This window comes from Marinomonas sp. 5E14-1 (assembly GCF_039939215.1).
Lineage (GTDB): Bacteria > Pseudomonadota > Gammaproteobacteria > Pseudomonadales > Marinomonadaceae > Marinomonas.
Genome location: NZ_JBDXMW010000001.1, coordinates 33,226 through 52,268, shown reverse-complemented (window position 1 = coordinate 52,268; position 19,043 = coordinate 33,226). Strand labels below are relative to the sequence as shown.

Below are 19,043 nucleotides of genomic sequence, written 5' to 3'. Positions count from 1 at the left end.
TATTCATTATAATCTGATTAAGCTTATAAATCGTACACAGTTTAAAACTAAAATTAAAAGGAAACATCATGCGTTATTTAATCGCTCTAGTTTGTAGCTTAAGCCTATCAAATATTTGGGCAGATATGACCTTAACTATTCATGATCAAAATGATCAGCCTGTTTCCAATGCCGTCGTGAGTTTGTCGGGCAGTTTTGTTTCGACGCCAGACGCGGTAGAGAAGATGAACCAGATACATTCTTCTTTCGTGCCTCGCGTTTTAATTGTTCAGAAAGACCAATATGTGAGTTTTCCAAACAGTGATGATATTCGTCACCATGTTTACAGTTTTTCTATTCCTAAAGCTTTTGAAATCAAACTTTATAAGGGTTCTGAAATTCCACCAATACAATTTGATGCGCCAGGTATGGTTGTTTTAGGTTGTAATATTCATGACAGCATGATTGGTTATATCTACGTGGCTAACAACGAATACACGGCTAAAACAGATAAAAAAGGTCAAGTCACTTTACCTGCTAAGTTAGGTGATAAAGTGTCATTTTGGAGCGAAAGACTCATTGAAGGTGTAACTTCAGAGGAAATGATTGATATCACCAGTGACACAGCGCAAACAGTGAAAATTGAGTTGCTTCCGCCAATCGAAGTCATCGACCACGAATCCCACAGTTACTAATCCAAAGGTGGCTGCTGCTTGTAAAAAAGCCAGTCGTCTTCCTAACTTTCTTTATATTAACGTAGGCTTTTTGGCGTATGCCCGTAGTGGCGTTGGAATAAATGTGTCATGGCGCTTTGATTGCTGAATCCCGCTTCATCGGCCACTATGGATAAAGGTTTGTTCGTCGTCACAATGAGATTGTAGGCTTTTTCTAGGCGTTTTCTCAGGATGAATTGATAAGGTGTAATTGACGCAGCGTTGGTGAACAGTTCACTAAAATGACCAGGGCTAACATGGTGCATTTCAGCAAGTTGAGCAATGGAGAGCTTTTGATCAATATGCTTGTCGATAAACCGTGAGATAGAGTCTATATCGAGTTTCTTACGGTCTTTATATTGACGTGTATCGCCTAGAATTCGAGAGTGTAGGGAGGCGATTAAACTGAGTGTGCAGCCTTGACCTGCTTCTGGGAATAACTCAAACGTGTTGGACTCTTTCGTTAGATATGATATCAACATTTTCAGGCTATCGTCGGCAGAGAAGTAATGAGGTTGTTCAAAAAGCGTTTCTAATCGGCTGTGCAGAGGTAGGCTCGGTATATCTATAACGATGTGACTGTTTTCACCAATTCCTTCGAAATAGTGTGTTTCACTGGCGGGCGCTATACAACCATGAAGATTATCAACAACGCCACCTTTACCACCAATTTCGAAGAGTGCATGTCCTTTTTCTGCGATAATCAGTTGATGGTGGTTGTGGTTATGTTGGTCACTTTCATTAGCTAAAACAACACTTTTCACATGCATTTCGAACCTAAAAATTCTGTCAATCTTTACACATTCTTATATTTTTTAGGTTAAGTCAATAGGAATTGTTATCGATTACACAACTCAACAAAAAGGCTTCTGTTGAGTTGTGTTTTGAGGTTTTACCAGCTCGGTCCACCAAGCACTCTTGGTAGCCATAGGGCGGTTTCAGGGAAGATTAGAATGATGAACAAGACGATCAACTGGATGATAATGAAAGGTATCACCCCAGCGTACATATGCTTTAACGTAATACTGGCTGGCGAAATCGCTCTTAGGTAGAAAATCGATGGCGCTAAAGGTGGTGTTAAGTAACTGGTTTGCAATACTACTAAGAAGGCAACACAGAACCAGATGTCATCAAATCCGAGTAAACGTACTACTGGAATAGCCACTGGAATGACGATGAGCACAACCGACATCATGTCTAATAAGAAACCCGCAATAAAGGCAATAAACAAGATTAACGCCAGTACCGTGTATGGGCTAAAACCAGATCCGGTGAGCAATGACTGGACGGTTTGCATACCACCTGTTGCAAAGAAAATTCCTGCGAACATACCACCAGCCATAACAATCAATAATATCATTGCGGTGATGTTCACTGTACGCAACATAGAGTCCCACAGTACTTTAACATTAAAGCTTTTATAGCAAAGCGACAACAGCACGGCACCGAGTGCACCACAAGCAGAGGCTTCAGTTGGTGTTGCAATACCCAGTAAAATTGTACCGAGCACCGTAAAGATTAAAGCAGCAGCAGGCAAGATGGCAGTTGCGGTTACTTTTAATCTTTCTCCAAGTGGCACACCTACTTCACCTTGTTCTCTTGGTGCAAGCTCAGGTTTGAAATAAGCCAAGGCAATTACATAAATCACAAATAATGCCGCCATTAATAGCCCCGGAATCAGTAGGCCGTTGAACAATTGACCAACTGAAATTCCCGCAACAGGGCCTAGTACAATAACGGTAATAGAAGGCGGAATCGCTGTTCCTAAAGAACCACTGGCACAAATGAGCCCAGACAATAAACGCTTGTCATATTGATGTTTAAGCATAATAGGAATGGTCAGCAAGCCGATAACGGCTTCGGTTGCACCGACGACACCACTGGATGCCGCGAAGATAGCACCTAATAGAATAGTTCCCACGCCTATCCCACCTGGAAGGCGTTTTGTCCATAAATGAATGGCATGGAAAAGACGCTCTGCAATGCCTGATTTTTCTAGCATAGCCCCCATAAAGATAAATAAAGGCACGGCGGCGAGTATGGAGTTCGACGCGGTTTCTTCGATTTTGGTTAATAGTTGATAAGCTGTGACATCACCAAACATCATTAGGCCGAAAATGGCGGCGGTGAGTAGCATTGCAAACGCAATTTGCACTCCTAGAAAAATAAATAGGATGAGCACAGGAAACATTAAAATAGGTAGGAAATCACTCATGTAAAGTCACCCTCTTTCTTACTAAAAACGGTAATGATGGCTTTAAGGAGTTCGGCGAAAAGTTGTAAAACGAGTAATAAGAAACCTAAGAACCAAGTGAAATAAATAGGCCAAATAATTGGGTTCCACGCAGATCGTCCTGATCTTTCGCCACTTTCGTAGGCTTCGTAAAAGTAGTGGGCAAGCTCCCAAGTTAGCCAAATAAGAATAGGCAACAGCATGATGTAAAAAATGGCTCGAATACCAGCGGCGAGCTTTACTGGCATTTTCATGGTGAGAAGATCAACGCTGACGTGTTGCTTAAGGCGTAGAGTATTCGCCATGCCAAGCACAAACAGTGTTCCCATTACCATGTAACTAATCTCAAAGGCCCAAGCAGTTGGCGACCCTAAAACGTGGCGGCTGAATACTTCGATGATGAGTGCGCCGACAAGCGGAATGATCAATAGGGCGGCAATGGCTCCAAAGAAACGCGTTGTCACCTCTAACAGTTTTATAAGAATCATTGTTTTCCTGAAGGTACTGTTCTAAATAGTGGACAAATAAAACAGAAGAGACGCCTGCAGCGCCTCTTCTCTTATTTATTAAAGTTCAGATTCACCAATCGTTAAGCGATATTCTGACCAGTTTGTCATTTCTTCTTTGAATGCCCGTTGCGAGTTCAATACTTTGGCAAACCAAGGGTTTTTCGCAGCGTTTTCATCTTCCCACGCAGTTGTTTCTTCAAGGACTTTAGTAATGAAACTAGGATCTAGTTTAACGATTTCGTTTTTACCACTTTTTAGTTCTTCATAAGCGGCTAGATCGGCATAAGAAGAGGCCAACCAAGAATCAAATACAGACAATTTAGCTGAGTTACGCAATACATTTTGCTCTTTCTCAGTAAGTTTGTCCCATTCTCGTTTGTTAACCTGACATTCTAAAACACCGCCAGATTGATGGATACCCGGCACCATGACGTATTTTGCAACTTCTTGGAATCCTGTCGGTTTGTTTAGCTCTGGGCTTCCCCATTCTGCGGCATCAATTACGCCACGCTCCAGTGCGCTGTAAATTTCGCTACCCGCCATTACGACAGTAGAAGCACCCAAGCGTGATGCGATTTCCGCCCAAGCGCCAGATGTTCTAAGGCGTAGACCTTGGAAGTCTTCAAAGGTTTGCACTTTTTTATTGGAGTGAAGGAAGATTTCTGTGCCCAAAATAGAGCAAGGAAGAGCAACAACTTTGGATTTTTCTAAGCGGAACTGTTCGTACAATTCAAGACCGCCACCTTGATAAATCCATAACATGAACTCTTCAGGTGTTAGACCGCTTGAGTGGCCTGCAAGCAGTGCTGCCGTTGGGTCAACACCGTAATCATAGTTGATGTAGTTTTGACTAATCTGCGCTACGCCTGACTTTACGGTTTCTGTGACTTTCAATGCGCTACCTAATGTACCGCCTGGGAATACTTTGATTTCAAAGCCGCCGTCGCTCATTGAATTAACATGATCAGCAAAACCTTGTGCATCACGCTCTAGCCAAGGACCGCCAGACCAAGGTGTTGCCATGCGCCATTCTTTGTCTGCCGCATTGATATTCACACTCGCCGCCATAACAGCTGAGGCAATAATAGTCGTTGATAAAATTCTTTTAATTGATTTCATATTCGTTCCTATATGTTTTGTCATTTTAATGGTTTATAACAATTGGATCTGAGTCCTTACAAAAAAGCGGCCTTCCGTGAATAACTTGTTATTTTAATGTATTCGCCAAATAGCGGAGCGCTGTTTACTTACAAACCTGTTTTCTTCTTTGTTACTGAACTAGATTTTTAGAGCTTTTTTGTGTTCTTTCACCTTTATCGTTGAAAGGTAATGATACATTTGGGTTGAGAGTAATCCTTATTAAACAACCCTTTTTCATAAGGTGTGTATCGATTGTATGGGGTTTCACAGAGTTCAATTTGTCAAAAATCCTGATATTTTTGTTGAAAACATGGCTTTTTCACAAAATAGGTAAGATTTTTCTCTGTTTTTGTTTATTTTTGTGGGCGTAGAAAAAGCAAACAGTAGAGCTCGACTATGAAACTTATCTGTATCAATAGGGTAGTCTGCTGCTACCTGCTCAATCGGTTGTTGTTATCTACTTCAAGAAATTCTTGAGAAAATTGGCTTGTAATAGCACTAAGGGAACCTCAAATGAAAAATATTTTTGTGCAGTATGAAGATGGTTGTTTACCTTATGAAAAGGTAATTTCAGCATTAGATGATGCCTTTAAATTAGATATAAAATGCCCAATTCGTCACCATCACTATTTAAACGTTCCGAATAAAAAAGACGCCACATTACTGTTAATGCCTGCTTGGTTAGAAGGCCTTTATTTTGGTGTGAAGCAGGTTAGTGTTTTTCCTAGTAATGGTGAGGAAGGCTTACCTGGTTTAAACAGTATTTATATTCTTAGCTGTGCAAAAACAGGTCTGCCATTGGCTCAGTTTGATGGCAATGTGATTACAGCCAGACGTACCGCTGCAGCAGCAGCATTGGGTGCTAAATACTTGTCTCGACCAGAGTCTAAAAACTTATTAGTTATTGGTGCAGGTAAAGTGGCTAGCCAAGTGATACCGGCAATGGCAACCGTGAGAAATTTAGAAGAAATCAAGATCTATAACATCCATGAAGAAGCTGCTGCGACTCTAGCAGAGCAGGTTCAAAAAGAGTGGAAGATTAAAGCAAGTGTGGTCAGCAAAGAAGATTTACCTAATGCTGTTGCCTGGGCGGATATTGTGAGTTGTGCAACGTTAAGTGAAGAACCAATGGTACTTGGCGAATGGGTAACGCCAGGAACACATATTGATCTAATTGGTAGCTTTACTCCTCATATGCGTGAAGCAGATGATGAACTAATGAAAAAAGCGCAAGTCTTTGCCGACTTTAAAGCTGCCGCCTTGACGGAAACGGGAGACTTTATTAGCCCAATTAAAAGTGGCGCAATAACGGAAGATCATATTATTGGCGACTTTTTCACCTTGAGTCGTGGCCAACATGCTGGACGTAAAGCGTTTAACGACCCTGAAAACGACATATCAGTCTTTAAAGCGGTTGGTTCTTCCGTTGAAGATTTGGCCACAGCAATGCTTTGGTACGATAGAGCTTAAGAAGACCTCTATTTTTCCTAAAATTTCATTGCATTTAAGGTCATCATTTCTAAACAAAAATAAAACGATAACTAAGGTATTTAGTTATCGTTTTAGCTTACTTTTTAGTTCATATCGGGGTTTTAGATACAATCGATAAGCCCAGCGCTATTCAAGTAGCAAGCGTATCCCAAATGATGCGAGTAAAATTCCTGTAGTGCGCTCAATCCAAATCTTAAACACCAATATTTTCTTTTGAATTCTTACCGAAGTAAGCAAACACGCCACCAGAGCAAACCATGCAAAATGGGCGAGCGCGATATAAATTCCATACCCCAATTCCATTGCCAATGGTGTTTTGTCTGAAATAACCTGGCTGAATAAAGCCACGATGAACAACATGGTTTTTGGGTTTAATGCGTTGCAAGTAAATCCAGTCCAAAATGGCGATATATTTTTGGTGGGGGCCAGTTCTTGTGTTGTCTTATCTGACATTGTTTCTGAGTTTTTCTTAGATAAAACGCCTTTGATATCCGGCCATAACGCCGATACGCCTAACCAAATAAGATACAAGGCGCCAAGGTAGCGTAATGTATTTAACACCCAAATATTATTGGCAAACAGGACGCCTAACCCAAAAAGGGTATAGGCTAAATGCACACCAATCGCAGCACTAATGCCTAAAGCACAGGCAATACCATTTCTTCTTCCTTTAAGCAGCGCCACTTTTGACACCATGGCAAAGTCGGGCCCAGGGCTGATAACCGCTAACAAGGTGATAACGGCGACGGAGTAGAGTTCAAAGTGATCTATATTTAACATAGTAAGTTACTCTTATTTGTGAATAATAAGAGTATGAATTATTTTAAAACCTCATAAAATCGATAAAAAGTGGTAAATACTGTGAGTAATATTCACATAAAAAGGCGACTTCCTCCTTTGTCTGCTTTGCCTGCATTTGAAGCGGCAGCACGGCATCAAAGCTTTTCTCGCGCTGCTCAAGAGCTGCATTTAACACATGGTGCAATCAGCCGAGCGGTTGCTCAAATAGAAGAGCGTATCGGCGTTGATTTATTCGTACGACGCAATCGGCGTGTGTATCTCACGACGGCAGGACAACGACTTTTTAAAACTGCGACGGAAACCTTAAACACACTTAACCAAACGGTAGAAGAAATACATAGACACGATAAAGCATCGCCATTTTTGACTGTGTCTTGTGAACCAAGTTTGGCTATGCGTTGGTTAATGCCTCGTTTAGGTGGTTTTCATGAGAAATATCCCGATTTGAATGTTGATCTGAGAATGGCAGGCGGCCCGATTGATTTGTTGTCGGAAAACTGTGATATCGCGATTCGTCGAACCGATTTTGGTATTCCCGAAGACTACCATGTAACACATTTATGCGAAGAATTGGCTGGCCCTGTGTGTACACAAGATTACTGGAGGAGATACAGTCAAGAAGACCTTTTTAACGCTAACTGGCTGCACAGCCGAACTCGCCCAAATGCTTGGAATGACTGGATCAATACGTCTGATTTAGAAAAAGAAAGCCCGAAAAGTGAACAGCATTTTGATCACTTTTTTTATGCTCTACAAGCAGCGCAAGATAAGTTAGGTGTCGCAATTGGTTCAGTGCCTTTGGTATCTGATGATTTAGAAAGCCAAAGACTCATTGCGCCACTTGGTATGGAAGAAACGGGTTATAGCTACGCCGCTCTGACATTTAATGACCCACAACAAGACCCAAGAATAAAAGCTTTTTGTGTTTGGTTAAGAGAGCAGGTGAATCAGGTTTAAAGTCCGTGTTATTGATATTTCTGAGTCAATACTCGTAGGCGGCTTTGGAATTCCGTGCGATCCACATAACAGCCATGCAAATGCCGGCGACCTGTTGAGTCCTCAAATTTATTACGACCATGTAATACTTTTCGATTATCAAATACTACCGTTTGGCCTGCCTGCAGTTTGAATTGAATGCCAAAACGTTCATCTCTTAGTCGAGCCATTAAATTACGATACGCCAGATAATAGTTATAGGGAAGTTACGAGCGCCATTCGATACCAGAATCAACACTAAAGATAATTACTATTTAGCCTTTCCTAAAGATAAACCACTTACAAAATCGGCCATTGTTTTTCGAGATTGGTTACATGAAGAAATGAAAGAATTGACGCCTTCTAGTGATTAAATATTCCACAATATTTATTGTCATAAATCAGTTCTTAACATTCCTTATTACACTCACCTCTAAGTCGTTTTTTGTCCTCTGTCGTTAATTGTCATTCACTGGACGTTCTTAAGCATAAGAACCTAAATCATTGTCTTTATTATCAGTCCAAATGCATGGCCTATGGTGGTCTGGGCTGATTTGAGCCATCCCCATTTTTTATTTTTCACCATGACGATTAGCGATGCTGATTGTTTATCTAAGGGAGCTGATCTGATGCAGCATTATTCAGGCTTCGGGTTGTTAAAACACAGTCTTAGCCATCATGAGAACTGGCAACGAGTATGGCGCAACCCAACGCCGAAAAAGAAATACGATGTCATTATTATTGGCGGTGGTGGCCACGGTTTGGCGACGGCTTATTATTTGGCAAAAGAGCATGGCATTACCAATGTTGCTGTGTTGGAAAAAGGCCATTTGGGCGGTGGTAATGCGTGCCGCAATACCACTATTGTGCGTTCTAATTATTTATGGGATGAATCGGCTGCTTTGTACGAGCATTCCATGCAGCTTTGGGAAGGGTTGGCACAAGAGCTTAATTACAATGTTATGTTTTCCCAACGAGGCGTTTATCACACTTGTCATACACTGCAGGACATGCGCGCCAATGAACGTCTTGTGGCGGCAAACCGTTTGCAAGGTATCGACAATGAAATGGTGGATGCAGAGCAGCTACAAAAAGAAATTCCTACTTTAGATTGTTCAAAAAATGCCCGTTACCCAATTCTTGGGGCATCGGTTCAGCGTCGTGCGGGTAACGCTCGTCATGATGCGGTGGCTTGGGGTTATGCTCGAGCAGCAGATGCCTTAGGTGTGGATCTTATCCAAAACTGTGAAGTCATCGATATGGAAATAAACGATGGCAAGATCACAGGCGTGAAAACCAAGCAGCACGGTGTGTTAAAAGCAGATCGCGTAGGTTGTGTTGTGGCTGGAAACAGCGGTGTGTTGGCGAAAATGGCAGGTTTTGAATTGCCAGTAGAATCTCATCCTTTGCAGGCCTTGGTGTCTGAGCCAATCAAGCCGTTCTTGGATACGGTGGTAATGTCTAACCATGTGCATGGTTACATGAGCCAATCTGACAAAGGGGATTTGGTCATTGGTGCAGGCATCGATGGTTGGGTAGGTTATGGACAGCGTGGTTCATATGGAATTATTGAGCATACGCTTCAAGCCATTGTAGAAATGTTCCCTTGCACCAGTCGTGTTCGTATGAATCGTCAGTGGGGCGGTATTGTTGATGCGTGCCCAGACGCCAGCCCAATTATCTCTGAAACACCTGTGAAGAATTTATTCTTTAACTGTGGCTGGGGAACCGGTGGATTTAAAGGAACGCCCGGTTCTGGAAACCTGTTTGCTCATACTTTGGCAGATGGTAAACCTCATCCAATTGCAGAGCCTTTCTCCATTAAACGCTTCTACACGGGCGCATTAATTGACGAGCACGGCGCCGCCGGCGTAGCGCACTAATAGGGGATCAAAATGTTACATATTTATTGCCCGCATTGTGCGGAATACCGAGAAGAAGAAGAGTTTCACGCCGTTGGTCAGGCGCACATTACTCGCCCATTAGACCCAGAAGCTTGCTCTGATCAGGAGTGGGGTGAGTACATGTTTTTTCGCAAAAACCCACGGGGTCTTCACCATGAATTATGGGTTCACGCGGCTGGTTGTCGGAAGTTCTTTAATATGACCCGCGACACTCAGAGTTACGAAATCAAAGAAGTTTATAAAATTGGCGAGCAACCTTCTGTTATTGCTGATGCTGTTCCGCCACAGGATACGTTAGGAGTGCAATCATGACACAACAGAATCGCCTCGATAGCGTAGGTCGAATTGACCGTTCTAAACCGCTTACATTTACCTATAACGGTAAAAAATACACAGGTTACCAAGGTGACACGTTAGCCTCTGCCATGTTGGCTAACGGCATTGATGTTGTCGCTCGTAGTTTTAAATACAGCCGTCCAAGAGGCATTGTTGCTGCGGGTGCTGAAGAGCCAAACGCCGTGCTGCAATTAGGCGCTACGGAAGCCACGCAAGTTCCTAACGTTCGCGCAACTCAGCAAGAGCTATTCGATGGTTTGGTATCCACATCCACCAATGGTTGGCCAAGTGTGGATACGGATGTCATGGGCATGATTGGCAAAATCGGCGGGAATATGATGCCGCCTGGTTTTTACTACAAAACTTTTATGTTTCCAGAGTCTTTGTGGGAAACCTATGAGTCCATGATTCGTAAAGCCGCAGGCATGGGGCGGGCGCCAAAGGAAATAGACCCAGATACTTACGACACCATGAATCAACATTGTGACGTGATGGTAGTGGGCGCTGGACCGGCAGGTTTGACTGCCGCGTTAACGGCGGCTCGCGGTGGCGCTCGTGTCATCATTGCAGATGAACAAAATGAATTTGGTGGCAGTCTATTAAACAGCGCTGAAACATTAGATGGTAAACCTGCTACAGAGTGGGTTGGATCTGTGGTTAAAGAGCTAAGTTCTTATGACAACGTCACCATGTTGCCGCGCTCTACGGTAAACGGCTATCACGATCATAATTTCCTGACGGTTCACGAACGTCGAACAGACCATTTGGCCGACATCGCGCCTGTAAATCATGTTCGTCAGCGTATGCACCGCGTGCGAGCAAAATGGGTTGTGTTGGCAACCGGTGCCCATGAACGTCCTTTGGTTTATGCCAACAATGATGTTCCAGGTTGTATGATTTCCAGTGCGGTTTCTGCTTATATTAATCGCTATGGTGTTGTTCCGGGCAATGATTTGGTGGTGATGACGACCAATGATTATGGCTATCAAGCGGCTATAGATTGGGCGGATGCTGGTCGTAATGTCGTGGCGATTGTTGATACTCGCAAGCACCCAGAAGGCACATTGGTTCAGGCGGCGCGTGAGCGAGGCATTTCTATCATGGTTGGCTCTGGTGTCATTGAAGTTCAGGGCAGTAAGCGCGTTACCAGTGTGTCTGTGGCTAAGTTAAGCGACGATGGCAGCCAAGTGGTTGGCTCAATTGTGAAATTAAAAGCCGATACGGTTGCGACGTCAGGTGGCTGGAGCCCAGTTATTCATTTGTCATGTCATACCGGTGCTCGTCCTGTTTGGAGCGACTCTGTAGTGGGTTTTTTGCCTGGACCAACGATACAGAAGCAGCTTACAGCAGGCGGAATGAATGGCCAATATGAAACCTCTCGGGTATTAGAAGAAGGTTTGTCCGCAGGCAAACAAGCCTTGGGAAGTCTTGGTTTAGTTGCAGCAGAGGTTACTTTGCCAGAGGTGGAAACCTTAGACATCACACCACCTATGAGCTTGTTCCATATTCCGCATTTGAAGCCAACGTCTCAAGCGCCTAAACAATTTGTGGATTATCAAACTGATGTAACAGCGGCTGGCATTGAAATCGCTTGCCGTGAAGGTTTTGAAGCCATTGAGCATGTGAAGCGTTATACCGCGATGGGCTTTGGTACAGACCAAGGTAAATTAGGCAACATCAATGGTATGGCCGTCGCGGCGAAGGCGTTGAATAAATCCATCCCAGAAACGGGCACAACGGTATTTCGTCCGAATTATACGCCGATTGCATTTGGTGCTGTTATTGGTCGCCATTGTGGGGCTTTATTTGAGCCAAAGCGTTATACGGCGATGCATAAATGGCATGTTGAACAAGGCGCCTTGTTTGAAGATGTTGGCCAGTGGAAGCGTCCATGGTATTTCCCGAAAGCAGGCGAAACTATGCAGCAGACATTGAATCGTGAATGTTTGGCTGTGCGTAATGCTGTTGGAATTTTGGATGCTTCAACCTTGGGTAAAATCGACATTCAGGGCAAAGACGCCCGTGAATTTTTAGGCCGTGTTTACTCCAATGCGTGGGCTAAATTAGCCGTTGGAAAATGTCGTTACGGATTAATGTGTGGCGAAGACGGCATGGTATTCGACGATGGCGTTACCGCGTGTTTAGGCGAGAATCACTTTGTGATGACGACCACAACGGGTGGCGCAGCCCATGTTTATGAGTGGTTAGAGCTATACCATCAAACAGAATGGCCAGAGCTGGAAGTTTACTTCAATACGGTCACAGATCATTGGTCTACTGCCACAATCACTGGTCCAAACAGTCGTAAATTGTTGGAAGAACTAACAGATTTTGATGTCAGCAATGATAACTTCCGTTATATGGATTGGAAGCAAATCACTGTGGCAGGTGTGCCTGCACGAGTGTTCCGAATTTCCTTTACAGGCGAGTTATCGTTCGAGATTAACGTCCAAGCTAACTACGGAATGGCGGTTTGGGAAAAGCTTATCGAAGCAGGCGAGAAGTACGGCTTAACGCCATACGGAACGGAAACCATGCATATTCTTCGTGCTGAAAAAGGCTTTATTATCGCAGGTCAAGATACAGATGGTTCGGTTACGCCATACGATTTAGGCATGGGTTGGTGTGTGTCGAATCAGAAGCCTTTTAGTTACATAGGTAAGCGTGGAATGAATCGTTCTGATTGCGTTCGAGAAAACCGTAAGCAGTTAGTAGGCTTGAAAACCAAAGATCCAAAACAAGTGATTCCCGAAGGATCTGCCGCAATATTAGATCCGAAGGCGAAAATGCCAATACCGATTGAAGGTCATATTAGTTCGAGTTATTGGAGTGAAGCGCTAGGGCATTCCATTGCTATGGGCTTCATAAAAGGAGGCTTGGAAAAAATGGGTGAAACGGTTTATTACCCAATGGCCGATGGCACCATGATTGAAGCTGAAATTTGCAGCCCGATCTTCTTTGATCCGAAAGGGGAGCGTCAAAATGTCTGATGTGAATCAAATGACGGCAGCAGAAAGTGCTGCGACAAAAGCCGCGGTAATGAATCAAATTCCCGGCTCAGAGGTTGAAGGGCAATCGCCACTTCACCATGCAGATTTTGAAACGCTGGCAAAGCAAGGTGCTCAAATTGGTGGTGTTCACCTTCGTGAGCACAAATTATTGGGCCATTTGACGTTACGCTGTAATCCAAGCAGTGCTGATCAATTAGCCGCTGTTGAGCGTGTTCTAGGCGTGGCTTTGCCACTCGCACCACTGACGTCGGTAGAAAAGGGTGATTACTCTATTCGTTGGATGTCGCCAGATGAATGGCTGATTTTAGTGCCAGGACTGGAAACCTTTGATATTGAAACGGCTTTTCGTGACGAAATGCCGGGGCATTATTCATTGGTAAATAGCAGCGGTGGTTCGACTGTTTTAGAGCTGTCTGGTGACAATGTTGTTGAGTTGTTGCAAAAGTCTACTCCAGTGGATTTGTATATCACGGCTTTTCCTATTGGAAAAGTAGTGTCTACCTTGTTTGCGAAAACCACAACCACCATGCGTCGATTGGACGAAAATCGCTTTGAATTAGTGATTCGACGTAGCTTTGCTGACTATGTTTGGCTTTGGATTCAAGATGCCAGCCTAGAATATGGCTTGGTCGTAGAAGCGTCTTAGTCTCTTTTTATTCCTTTCTTAAATAAGTGATGTAGGTTGGTTGTTCAGGACGAATGACTGGCCGATCTCTTACACACTAATGTTACCTTTATGAGATCTTATATATGAAATCGAATACTTCGCCTTGGATTTTTACCGCGAGCTGCCCAAGTATTATCGGTACAGTGGATGTGGTGACACGCTACTTAGCTGGTTCTGGTCATTATGTGGATGCAATCCACTCATTTGATGACAGAGCGTCGGGGCGGTTTTTTATTCGTATCGAATTTTTGCCTCATGATGGTTTTGAAGAAGCCATATTTGCACGACAATTTGAAAAGCGTGCTACAGAATTCGATATGGATTGGCAGCTAACCGCACCGGATCACAAGCCTAAAGTCGCGATTATGGTGTCCAAATATGATCATTGCTTAAATGATTTGTTGTATCGATTCCGCACAGGCCAGCTCAACATTGAAGTGACTGTGATTATTTCGAATCACCCAGATTTAGAGCCTTTAGCCAAATGGCATGGGATTCCTTATTATCACCTGCCTATTTCAGCAGAAACCAAGCTTGAACAAGAAGCGAAAGTTCGAGAGCTGATTGAGGAATACGACACGGAGCTGGTTGTACTCGCTCGCTATATGCAGGTGCTGTCTCCTAGTATGTGTGAATATTTAGATGGTCGAGCCATTAATATTCATCACTCTTTGTTGCCAGGTTTTAAAGGCGCGCGTCCTTATCATCAAGCTTGGGAAAAAGGGGTGAAAATGGTGGGGGCAACCGCGCATTACGTGAATAATGATTTAGATGAAGGGCCAATTATTTCCCAAGGTATCCAGACGGTGAATCACGCTTATTATCCAGAGGATTTAGTGGCAAAAGGCCAAGATGTGGAAAGGGTGACTTTGTTTAATGCAGTGAAATGTCATATCGAAAAGCGTGTGTTTTTAAATGGTAAACGGACTGTGATCTTTGAAGGTTAATACTGCCTCAAAGATCACTTTTGATCGAATTCATTAGTTATCTAATACTTGTGCGCGTTTCCATTTGACGATGGATTTCGCGCCTTCTTTTATCATCAATATAGCAAGTAAAATCCCAGTGCTTATGGTTATGAACTCAGGCAAAAGCTGGTGGTCATGACCTATTAGCGGGGTAACATTAATGTCGAATTTATTGACCAGTAAATCGGTTAACCAGCCGAAAAACAGAGCACCAATCAAGACACCGGATAAGTAACCTATTAGGCTACGTTTTCCTAATTCCTTATAGACCACACCCAATGTTGCAATGTTGGTTGCAGGTCCTGCCAACATAAAGACCAATACTGCACCGGGTGAAACACCGCTTAATAGCAAGGCTGCGGCAATTGGTGTAGAAGCGCTGGCGCAAATGTACATTGGAATAGAAATCACCACCATAACGAGCATTGCGATAATACCGTTGCCCCATTGAGCCAAGAAGGAAGAAGGCACATAGGTTTCTATTAAAGCGGCGAAGAACAAACCAATGATCAACCAAATGCTGATGTCTCTAACTAGATTACTGGTGGCGAAGCTTAATCCAGATTTAATTTTCTCCATAAAGCTTGGTGTTGCTTCTGCTATGCTTGCTTTTTTAAGTGTCTTTTCAGTCGTTGACTCTTTTGTTTGTGTTGAAGAGCAACAGCTTGAATTTGTTTTTTCTTGTGCTTTTTCTTCAGAAGGTTGCTTTGTTGCGCAACAGCTTGTTTTAGCCATTTCGACGGTTTCTTTTGCTTGAGAAGAACAACAGATGGAACTTGTTTCCTCTTTCTTCTCTGACTTTTTTTCCTCTGTAGTGGGTTTTGTAGAGCAACAGCTAGATTGCGCCTTCAGCTCAGTCACTGGAGAATCCAGCATGTCTTCTTTTCTGACTAATAAACCTGCAAAAATCGCACTGCTGACAGCGGCAATAGGACGAATAATCGCCATAAAAGGCCCTAGCATAGCGTAAGAAAGAGAGATGGAATCAATTCCTGTTTCAGGCGTAGAAACTAAAAATGAAGTGGTCGCCGACTTTGATGCACCAGCCCGTCGTAGACCAATAGCGGCAGGAATTACGCCACAAGAACATAATGGTAAAGGCGCACCGAATAAAGCGGCTTTAAAGACAGACGAAGTTTTGTTGTTGCCCAGTTGCTTGTTCATCCATGCCAGCGGGATAAAGCTTTTCAATACGCCTGCGAAAACCAACCCGATTAACAACCAAGGAGCGGAGTCTAGGAACAACTCAATGAAGTTTTTGAGTAGCATATGAATACCTTTTCTTAAATTTTCTTACTTTCTAAAGATTCTAAAATCGTGCAATAAAGTGCACTGGTAGAATCGCCTATGCAGGAGTCAGACAATGATTTTAAGGCTTTCTCAATGCGTTGAAGTTCTTGTATTTTTTCTTGTACATGACTGAGTTTATGGTCAATCAGCACCTTGGTATCACGACATGTTCTTTGGTCTTTGTTGACTTCTATAACAAGCAGTTCGGAAATCTCGGCCAAGGTAAAGCCCGCTGCCTTGGCGTTTAGAATAAAATCCAGTCTGTCTTTATCAACTTCTGTGTAGAGTCGATAGCCGCTGCTTGAGCGGTCTGAGGCTTTTAAAATGCCATTCTTCTCATAAAACCTAAGGGTATCTGCGCTGATGTTAAACAGAGTTGCGAGTTCGCCTACTTTGTACATAGTCACTCCCGTGATTTGAGTTTCTAACTGTCTTGTATCAATGTGGTTAAGTATAAACCTTGAAGTAATATCCAAGGTCAAGCATCTAATGCATAAAAATCGAAATCATCATGATATATAAGAATAAAGTTAGGCTTTTAAGCTTTCGGGCTATATTACGCTTTGTAACATTTTTTGTATCTTTCTAAAAAATAATAACGCGTAGACCTATGAAATTTTCTAGAAAAACTCTTGTTCAGAATGCCCCTTTGGCGTGGCCGATGACTTGCAATGCGCTTTTAATGCAGTCTGTCACCATTATTGATCTACTTCTTATTACCTTGTTAGGTGAATAACCTATTGCTGCCTTTATGCGCCTTGATGATTTACCTTGGCGCCACTTTATATTGTGTTTGGCATCATTTTGTTCGATGAGCAGTTGAAGTGTTATTCGTGCCGGAGGACGTTGCAGAAACGCTTAGACAATTATTTAGCGTAAAAAAAAGCAGATAAAGTCTTTATCTGCTTTTTTCCAGTATGGTATTAAACAGACTTATTATTCATTGAATAAGCGATTGAATAATTCCAACCCTGCTTCTTTTCCGCCTTGGTTATAGGCATCCAATAAAGCCGACCCAATGATTGCCACATCGGCTTTTTCGATAAGGGCTTCAACATGAGATCGCTCACGAATACCAAAACCGACGCCCATTGGAGCGTTAGCATGTTGAGCAATTTCTGCTAGATATTCATCTAATGATTGCTGCTTCTCTCCATTGTGGTTGGAATTCCCAGTCACGCCAGAACGCGCTACACAATACAGGAACCCACTGGCTTCGCTGGCCAAAAATGCGAGTCGATCTTTTGGCGTAACTGGCGTGACAAGCCAAACTGGATCAATGCCTTTTTTGGCGCAGTAAGCACGTAAATCGGCTGCTTGCTCATAAGGCAGATCGGGTAAAATCAAACCTAGAATGTTCTCTTCAGCGCAACGAGTGACTAATTTTTCCAAACCAAAATGGTACATAGGGTTGAGATAGCTCATCAGTACAATGCGACTTTCTGGAAAATCACAGCTGAGTTTGCCAATGTCTGTGAGGCATTGCTCGACGCTTGGATTTTGCTCATGCAGTGCACCGTGACAAGCCGCCACTATGGTTGGGCCATCGGCAACTGGGTCCGAGAATGGAAACTGAACTTCGATGAAGTCTGCCCCCGCTGCTAATAAGGTCGCCATCCAATCAAGGCTTTCTTGAATAGATGGATAACCATACACCACATGTGTCATGGATAGGATTGGCTTTTGCTGGCGCTTTTTGCTGATGTAGTTTGCTAATTGACTCATGCTTAGGCTTCTCCTTTATCTGAGTGGTTTAGGTGTTCTTTGTAGTCAGCCAAATAATCTTCCAAGAATTCAGGGAAGGTTTCATCGTTCATGGCTTTTGCCACATTGAAAATGTCTTTGTCACCACGACCAGAAAGGTTAATAACAATGCGGCTCTCTTTCGGTAAGTTTGGTGCGTCTTTAAAAGCACCAGCCAATGCATGAGAGGATTCAAGCGCAGGAATAATGCCTTCTTTACGTAACAATAATGAGCAAGCATCAACGACTTCATCGTCCATGGCGTACTTCATTTGAATACGGCCTTCTTGTGCAAGGTGCGCAATAATTGGCGAAACACCCACATAATCCAAACCTGCTGCGATGGAATGTGTGTCTTGCAACTGACCATTTGCATCTTGTAAAAACATAGTCGCAAAACCCTGTGCGATCCCTTTCGTGCCTAAACCGTGGGACAAACGAATGGAATGTTGGCCTAGTTCTAAACCTTTCCCACCGGCTTCTACGCCGACCATTTCCACTTTTTCTTCATCTAAAAAGGGTAGGAAAATTCCTGCAGCATTAGAGCCGCCACCTACGCAAGCGTACAAACGATCTGGGTATTGTCCAAATTGCGCTTGGCTTTGCTCTTTTACTTCTTCTCCAATGACGGATTGAAAGAAGGCCACCATTTCAGGGAAAGGCGCACAACCACAGGTTGTACCGATCAAATAATGGCTTTCCTCATGGCTAGAAGACCAGTCGCGTAAGGCTTCGTCGAGGGCGTCACGCAGTGTTTGTGAGCCTTCGGCCACAGAAATAACGGTTGCGCCAAGTTGCTTCATCCAGAAAACGTTTGGATATTGGCGTTTTACATCTTTCGCGCCCATGTAAATGGTACATTCCAAGCCAAGACGCGCGGCGATCAAAGCCGTTGCAACACCGTGTTGGCCTGCGCCTGTTTCTGCAATAACGCGCTTTTTTCCCATGCGTTTAACCAATAAAGCTTGGCCAATCACGTTGTTCATTTTGTGCGCGCCAGACTGGTTTAAATCTTCGCGTTTTAGGTAAATCTGAGCGCCACCAAAATGCTCCGTTAAGTTCTTGCAAAAGGTTAACGGCGTAGGGCGGCCAGAATAGTTCTGCCAAGTGTCTTTCAGTTCTGCAATAAATTCTGGGTCATTTCTCGCTTCTTCAAAAGCATGAAGAATTTGTTGTTGGCTAGGGTAGAGTATTTCGGGAATGTAGCTGCCGCCAAATTCTCCGTAATAACCATTATTGCTTTTCATGAAAGACTCCTACTGGAATGGACGAAGTGCCATTTT

General features: G+C 43.3%; 19 protein-coding genes. 9 read left to right on the top strand and 10 right to left on the bottom strand.

Annotation, left to right across the window (positions count from 1 at the left end; translation table 11 throughout):
• Nucleotides 1–68 precede the first annotated feature (68 nt).
• A complete protein-coding gene (locus ABFY09_RS00250) occupies nucleotides 69–674 on the top strand; it encodes a methylamine utilization protein (protein ID WP_347982288.1) in 606 nt (201 codons plus the stop codon).
• 56 nt (nucleotides 675–730) lie between these two features.
• Here ABFY09_RS00250 and ABFY09_RS00245 read toward each other — a convergent pair whose 3' ends face one another.
• The 4 genes from ABFY09_RS00245 to dctP form a co-directional block, all read right to left on the bottom strand.
• Nucleotides 731–1,462 (bottom strand): AraC family transcriptional regulator, encoded by a 732-nt coding sequence (locus ABFY09_RS00245; RefSeq protein ID WP_347982287.1) that lies wholly within the window; start codon nucleotides 1,460–1,462, stop codon nucleotides 731–733.
• A 122-nt stretch (nucleotides 1,463–1,584) separates the two neighbouring features.
• Nucleotides 1,585–2,907 (bottom strand): TRAP transporter large permease subunit, encoded by a 1,323-nt coding sequence (locus ABFY09_RS00240; RefSeq protein ID WP_347982286.1) that lies wholly within the window; start codon nucleotides 2,905–2,907, stop codon nucleotides 1,585–1,587.
• On the bottom strand, nucleotides 2,904–3,413 hold the full coding sequence (locus ABFY09_RS00235; protein ID WP_347982285.1) for a TRAP transporter small permease subunit: 510 nt from the start codon (nucleotides 3,411–3,413) through the stop codon (nucleotides 2,904–2,906). The genes ABFY09_RS00240 and ABFY09_RS00235 overlap by 4 nt, the downstream gene beginning before the upstream one ends.
• A 78-nt stretch (nucleotides 3,414–3,491) precedes the next feature.
• The gene (gene dctP, locus ABFY09_RS00230; RefSeq protein ID WP_347982284.1) at nucleotides 3,492–4,553 is read right to left on the bottom strand and encodes a TRAP transporter substrate-binding protein DctP; all 1,062 of its coding nucleotides are present in this window, start codon (nucleotides 4,551–4,553) and stop codon (nucleotides 3,492–3,494) included.
• A gap of 534 nt (nucleotides 4,554–5,087) precedes the next feature.
• Between dctP and ABFY09_RS00225 the strand changes: the two genes are divergently transcribed.
• Nucleotides 5,088–6,044: an ornithine cyclodeaminase family protein gene (locus ABFY09_RS00225; protein ID WP_347982283.1), complete on the top strand. Its 957-nt coding sequence runs from the start codon at nucleotides 5,088–5,090 to the stop codon at nucleotides 6,042–6,044.
• A gap of 147 nt (nucleotides 6,045–6,191) precedes the next feature.
• Here the strand turns inward: ABFY09_RS00225 and ABFY09_RS00220 are convergent, their stop codons facing one another.
• Nucleotides 6,192–6,845, bottom strand: coding sequence for a LysE family translocator (locus tag ABFY09_RS00220; protein ID WP_347982282.1), 654 nt, complete (start codon nucleotides 6,843–6,845; stop codon nucleotides 6,192–6,194).
• Between the two features lie 81 nt (nucleotides 6,846–6,926).
• Between ABFY09_RS00220 and ABFY09_RS00215 the strand changes: the two genes are divergently transcribed.
• Entirely contained in the window at nucleotides 6,927–7,823 is an 897-nt protein-coding gene (locus ABFY09_RS00215; RefSeq protein WP_347982281.1) for a LysR substrate-binding domain-containing protein, read from the top strand.
• 8 nt (nucleotides 7,824–7,831) lie between these two features.
• Here ABFY09_RS00215 and ABFY09_RS00210 read toward each other — a convergent pair whose 3' ends face one another.
• Nucleotides 7,832–8,050 carry a TauD/TfdA family dioxygenase gene (locus ABFY09_RS00210; RefSeq protein WP_347982547.1) on the bottom strand — a complete coding sequence of 73 codons (219 nt, stop codon included), beginning with the start codon at nucleotides 8,048–8,050 and terminating at the stop codon, nucleotides 7,832–7,834.
• Nucleotides 8,051–8,470: 420 nt separating this feature from the next.
• On the opposite strand from ABFY09_RS00210, the gene ABFY09_RS00205 reads away from it, so the two are divergent.
• The 5 genes from ABFY09_RS00205 (at nucleotide 8,471) to purU (ending at nucleotide 14,706) form a co-directional block, all read left to right on the top strand.
• Nucleotides 8,471–9,724 carry a sarcosine oxidase subunit beta family protein gene (locus ABFY09_RS00205; protein ID WP_347982280.1) on the top strand — a complete coding sequence of 418 codons (1,254 nt, stop codon included), beginning with the start codon at nucleotides 8,471–8,473 and terminating at the stop codon, nucleotides 9,722–9,724.
• 12 nt (nucleotides 9,725–9,736) lie between these two features.
• Complete coding sequence (locus ABFY09_RS00200; RefSeq protein ID WP_347982279.1) at nucleotides 9,737–10,057, top strand: sarcosine oxidase subunit delta; 321 nt, start codon at nucleotides 9,737–9,739, stop codon at nucleotides 10,055–10,057.
• A complete protein-coding gene (locus ABFY09_RS00195; RefSeq protein WP_347982278.1) occupies nucleotides 10,054–13,071 on the top strand; it encodes a sarcosine oxidase subunit alpha family protein in 3,018 nt (1,005 codons plus the stop codon). Before ABFY09_RS00200 ends, ABFY09_RS00195 begins: the two co-directional genes overlap by 4 nt.
• Nucleotides 13,064–13,738: a sarcosine oxidase subunit gamma family protein gene (locus tag ABFY09_RS00190; RefSeq protein WP_347982277.1), complete on the top strand. Its 675-nt coding sequence runs from the start codon at nucleotides 13,064–13,066 to the stop codon at nucleotides 13,736–13,738. Before ABFY09_RS00195 ends, ABFY09_RS00190 begins: the two co-directional genes overlap by 8 nt.
• Before the next feature lie 104 nt (nucleotides 13,739–13,842).
• The gene (gene purU, locus ABFY09_RS00185) at nucleotides 13,843–14,706 is read left to right on the top strand and encodes a formyltetrahydrofolate deformylase (protein ID WP_347982276.1); all 864 of its coding nucleotides are present in this window, start codon (nucleotides 13,843–13,845) and stop codon (nucleotides 14,704–14,706) included.
• Between the two features lie 33 nt (nucleotides 14,707–14,739).
• On the opposite strand, the gene ABFY09_RS00180 is transcribed toward purU, so the two are convergent.
• On the bottom strand, nucleotides 14,740–15,996 hold the full coding sequence (locus tag ABFY09_RS00180) for an SO_0444 family Cu/Zn efflux transporter (protein ID WP_347982275.1): 1,257 nt from the start codon (nucleotides 15,994–15,996) through the stop codon (nucleotides 14,740–14,742).
• A gap of 14 nt (nucleotides 15,997–16,010) precedes the next feature.
• Entirely contained in the window at nucleotides 16,011–16,418 is a 408-nt protein-coding gene (gene zntR / locus ABFY09_RS00175; protein ID WP_347982274.1) for a Zn(2+)-responsive transcriptional regulator, read from the bottom strand.
• Between the two features lie 209 nt (nucleotides 16,419–16,627).
• Here zntR and ABFY09_RS00170 point away from each other — a divergent pair, with 209 nt between their 5' ends.
• Nucleotides 16,628–16,753: a hypothetical protein gene (locus ABFY09_RS00170; protein WP_347982273.1), complete on the top strand. Its 126-nt coding sequence runs from the start codon at nucleotides 16,628–16,630 to the stop codon at nucleotides 16,751–16,753.
• A gap of 200 nt (nucleotides 16,754–16,953) precedes the next feature.
• Here ABFY09_RS00170 and trpA read toward each other — a convergent pair whose 3' ends face one another.
• Together trpA and trpB are read right to left on the bottom strand one after the other, a co-directional pair.
• The gene (gene trpA, locus ABFY09_RS00165; RefSeq protein ID WP_347982272.1) at nucleotides 16,954–17,742 is read right to left on the bottom strand and encodes a tryptophan synthase subunit alpha; all 789 of its coding nucleotides are present in this window, start codon (nucleotides 17,740–17,742) and stop codon (nucleotides 16,954–16,956) included.
• Between the two features lie 2 nt (nucleotides 17,743–17,744).
• Nucleotides 17,745–19,007 (bottom strand): tryptophan synthase subunit beta, encoded by a 1,263-nt coding sequence (gene trpB, locus ABFY09_RS00160; protein ID WP_347982271.1) that lies wholly within the window; start codon nucleotides 19,005–19,007, stop codon nucleotides 17,745–17,747.
• Between the last annotated feature and the right edge of the window lie 36 nt (nucleotides 19,008–19,043).

Excerpts from the sequence above, each read along its gene's own strand:
- ABFY09_RS00250 (WP_347982288.1), top strand. The coding sequence starts at position 69 with ATGCGTTATTTAATCGCTCTAGTTTGTAGCTTAAGCCTATCAAATATT.
- ABFY09_RS00245 (WP_347982287.1), bottom strand. The coding sequence starts at position 1,462 with ATGCATGTGAAAAGTGTTGTTTTAGCTAATGAAAGTGACCAACATAAC.
- ABFY09_RS00240 (WP_347982286.1), bottom strand. The coding sequence starts at position 2,907 with ATGAGTGATTTCCTACCTATTTTAATGTTTCCTGTGCTCATCCTATTT.
- ABFY09_RS00235 (WP_347982285.1), bottom strand. The coding sequence starts at position 3,413 with ATGATTCTTATAAAACTGTTAGAGGTGACAACGCGTTTCTTTGGAGCC.
- dctP (WP_347982284.1), bottom strand. The coding sequence starts at position 4,553 with ATGAAATCAATTAAAAGAATTTTATCAACGACTATTATTGCCTCAGCT.
- ABFY09_RS00225 (WP_347982283.1), top strand. The coding sequence starts at position 5,088 with ATGAAAAATATTTTTGTGCAGTATGAAGATGGTTGTTTACCTTATGAA.
- ABFY09_RS00220 (WP_347982282.1), bottom strand. The coding sequence starts at position 6,845 with ATGTTAAATATAGATCACTTTGAACTCTACTCCGTCGCCGTTATCACC.
- ABFY09_RS00205 (WP_347982280.1), top strand. The coding sequence starts at position 8,471 with ATGCAGCATTATTCAGGCTTCGGGTTGTTAAAACACAGTCTTAGCCAT.
- ABFY09_RS00200 (WP_347982279.1), top strand. The coding sequence starts at position 9,737 with ATGTTACATATTTATTGCCCGCATTGTGCGGAATACCGAGAAGAAGAA.
- ABFY09_RS00195 (WP_347982278.1), top strand. The coding sequence starts at position 10,054 with ATGACACAACAGAATCGCCTCGATAGCGTAGGTCGAATTGACCGTTCT.
- ABFY09_RS00190 (WP_347982277.1), top strand. The coding sequence starts at position 13,064 with ATGTCTGATGTGAATCAAATGACGGCAGCAGAAAGTGCTGCGACAAAA.
- purU (WP_347982276.1), top strand. The coding sequence starts at position 13,843 with ATGAAATCGAATACTTCGCCTTGGATTTTTACCGCGAGCTGCCCAAGT.
- ABFY09_RS00180 (WP_347982275.1), bottom strand. The coding sequence starts at position 15,996 with ATGCTACTCAAAAACTTCATTGAGTTGTTCCTAGACTCCGCTCCTTGG.
- zntR (WP_347982274.1), bottom strand. The coding sequence starts at position 16,418 with ATGTACAAAGTAGGCGAACTCGCAACTCTGTTTAACATCAGCGCAGAT.
- ABFY09_RS00170 (WP_347982273.1), top strand. The coding sequence starts at position 16,628 with ATGAAATTTTCTAGAAAAACTCTTGTTCAGAATGCCCCTTTGGCGTGG.
- trpA (WP_347982272.1), bottom strand. The coding sequence starts at position 17,742 with ATGAGTCAATTAGCAAACTACATCAGCAAAAAGCGCCAGCAAAAGCCA.
- trpB (WP_347982271.1), bottom strand. The coding sequence starts at position 19,007 with ATGAAAAGCAATAATGGTTATTACGGAGAATTTGGCGGCAGCTACATT.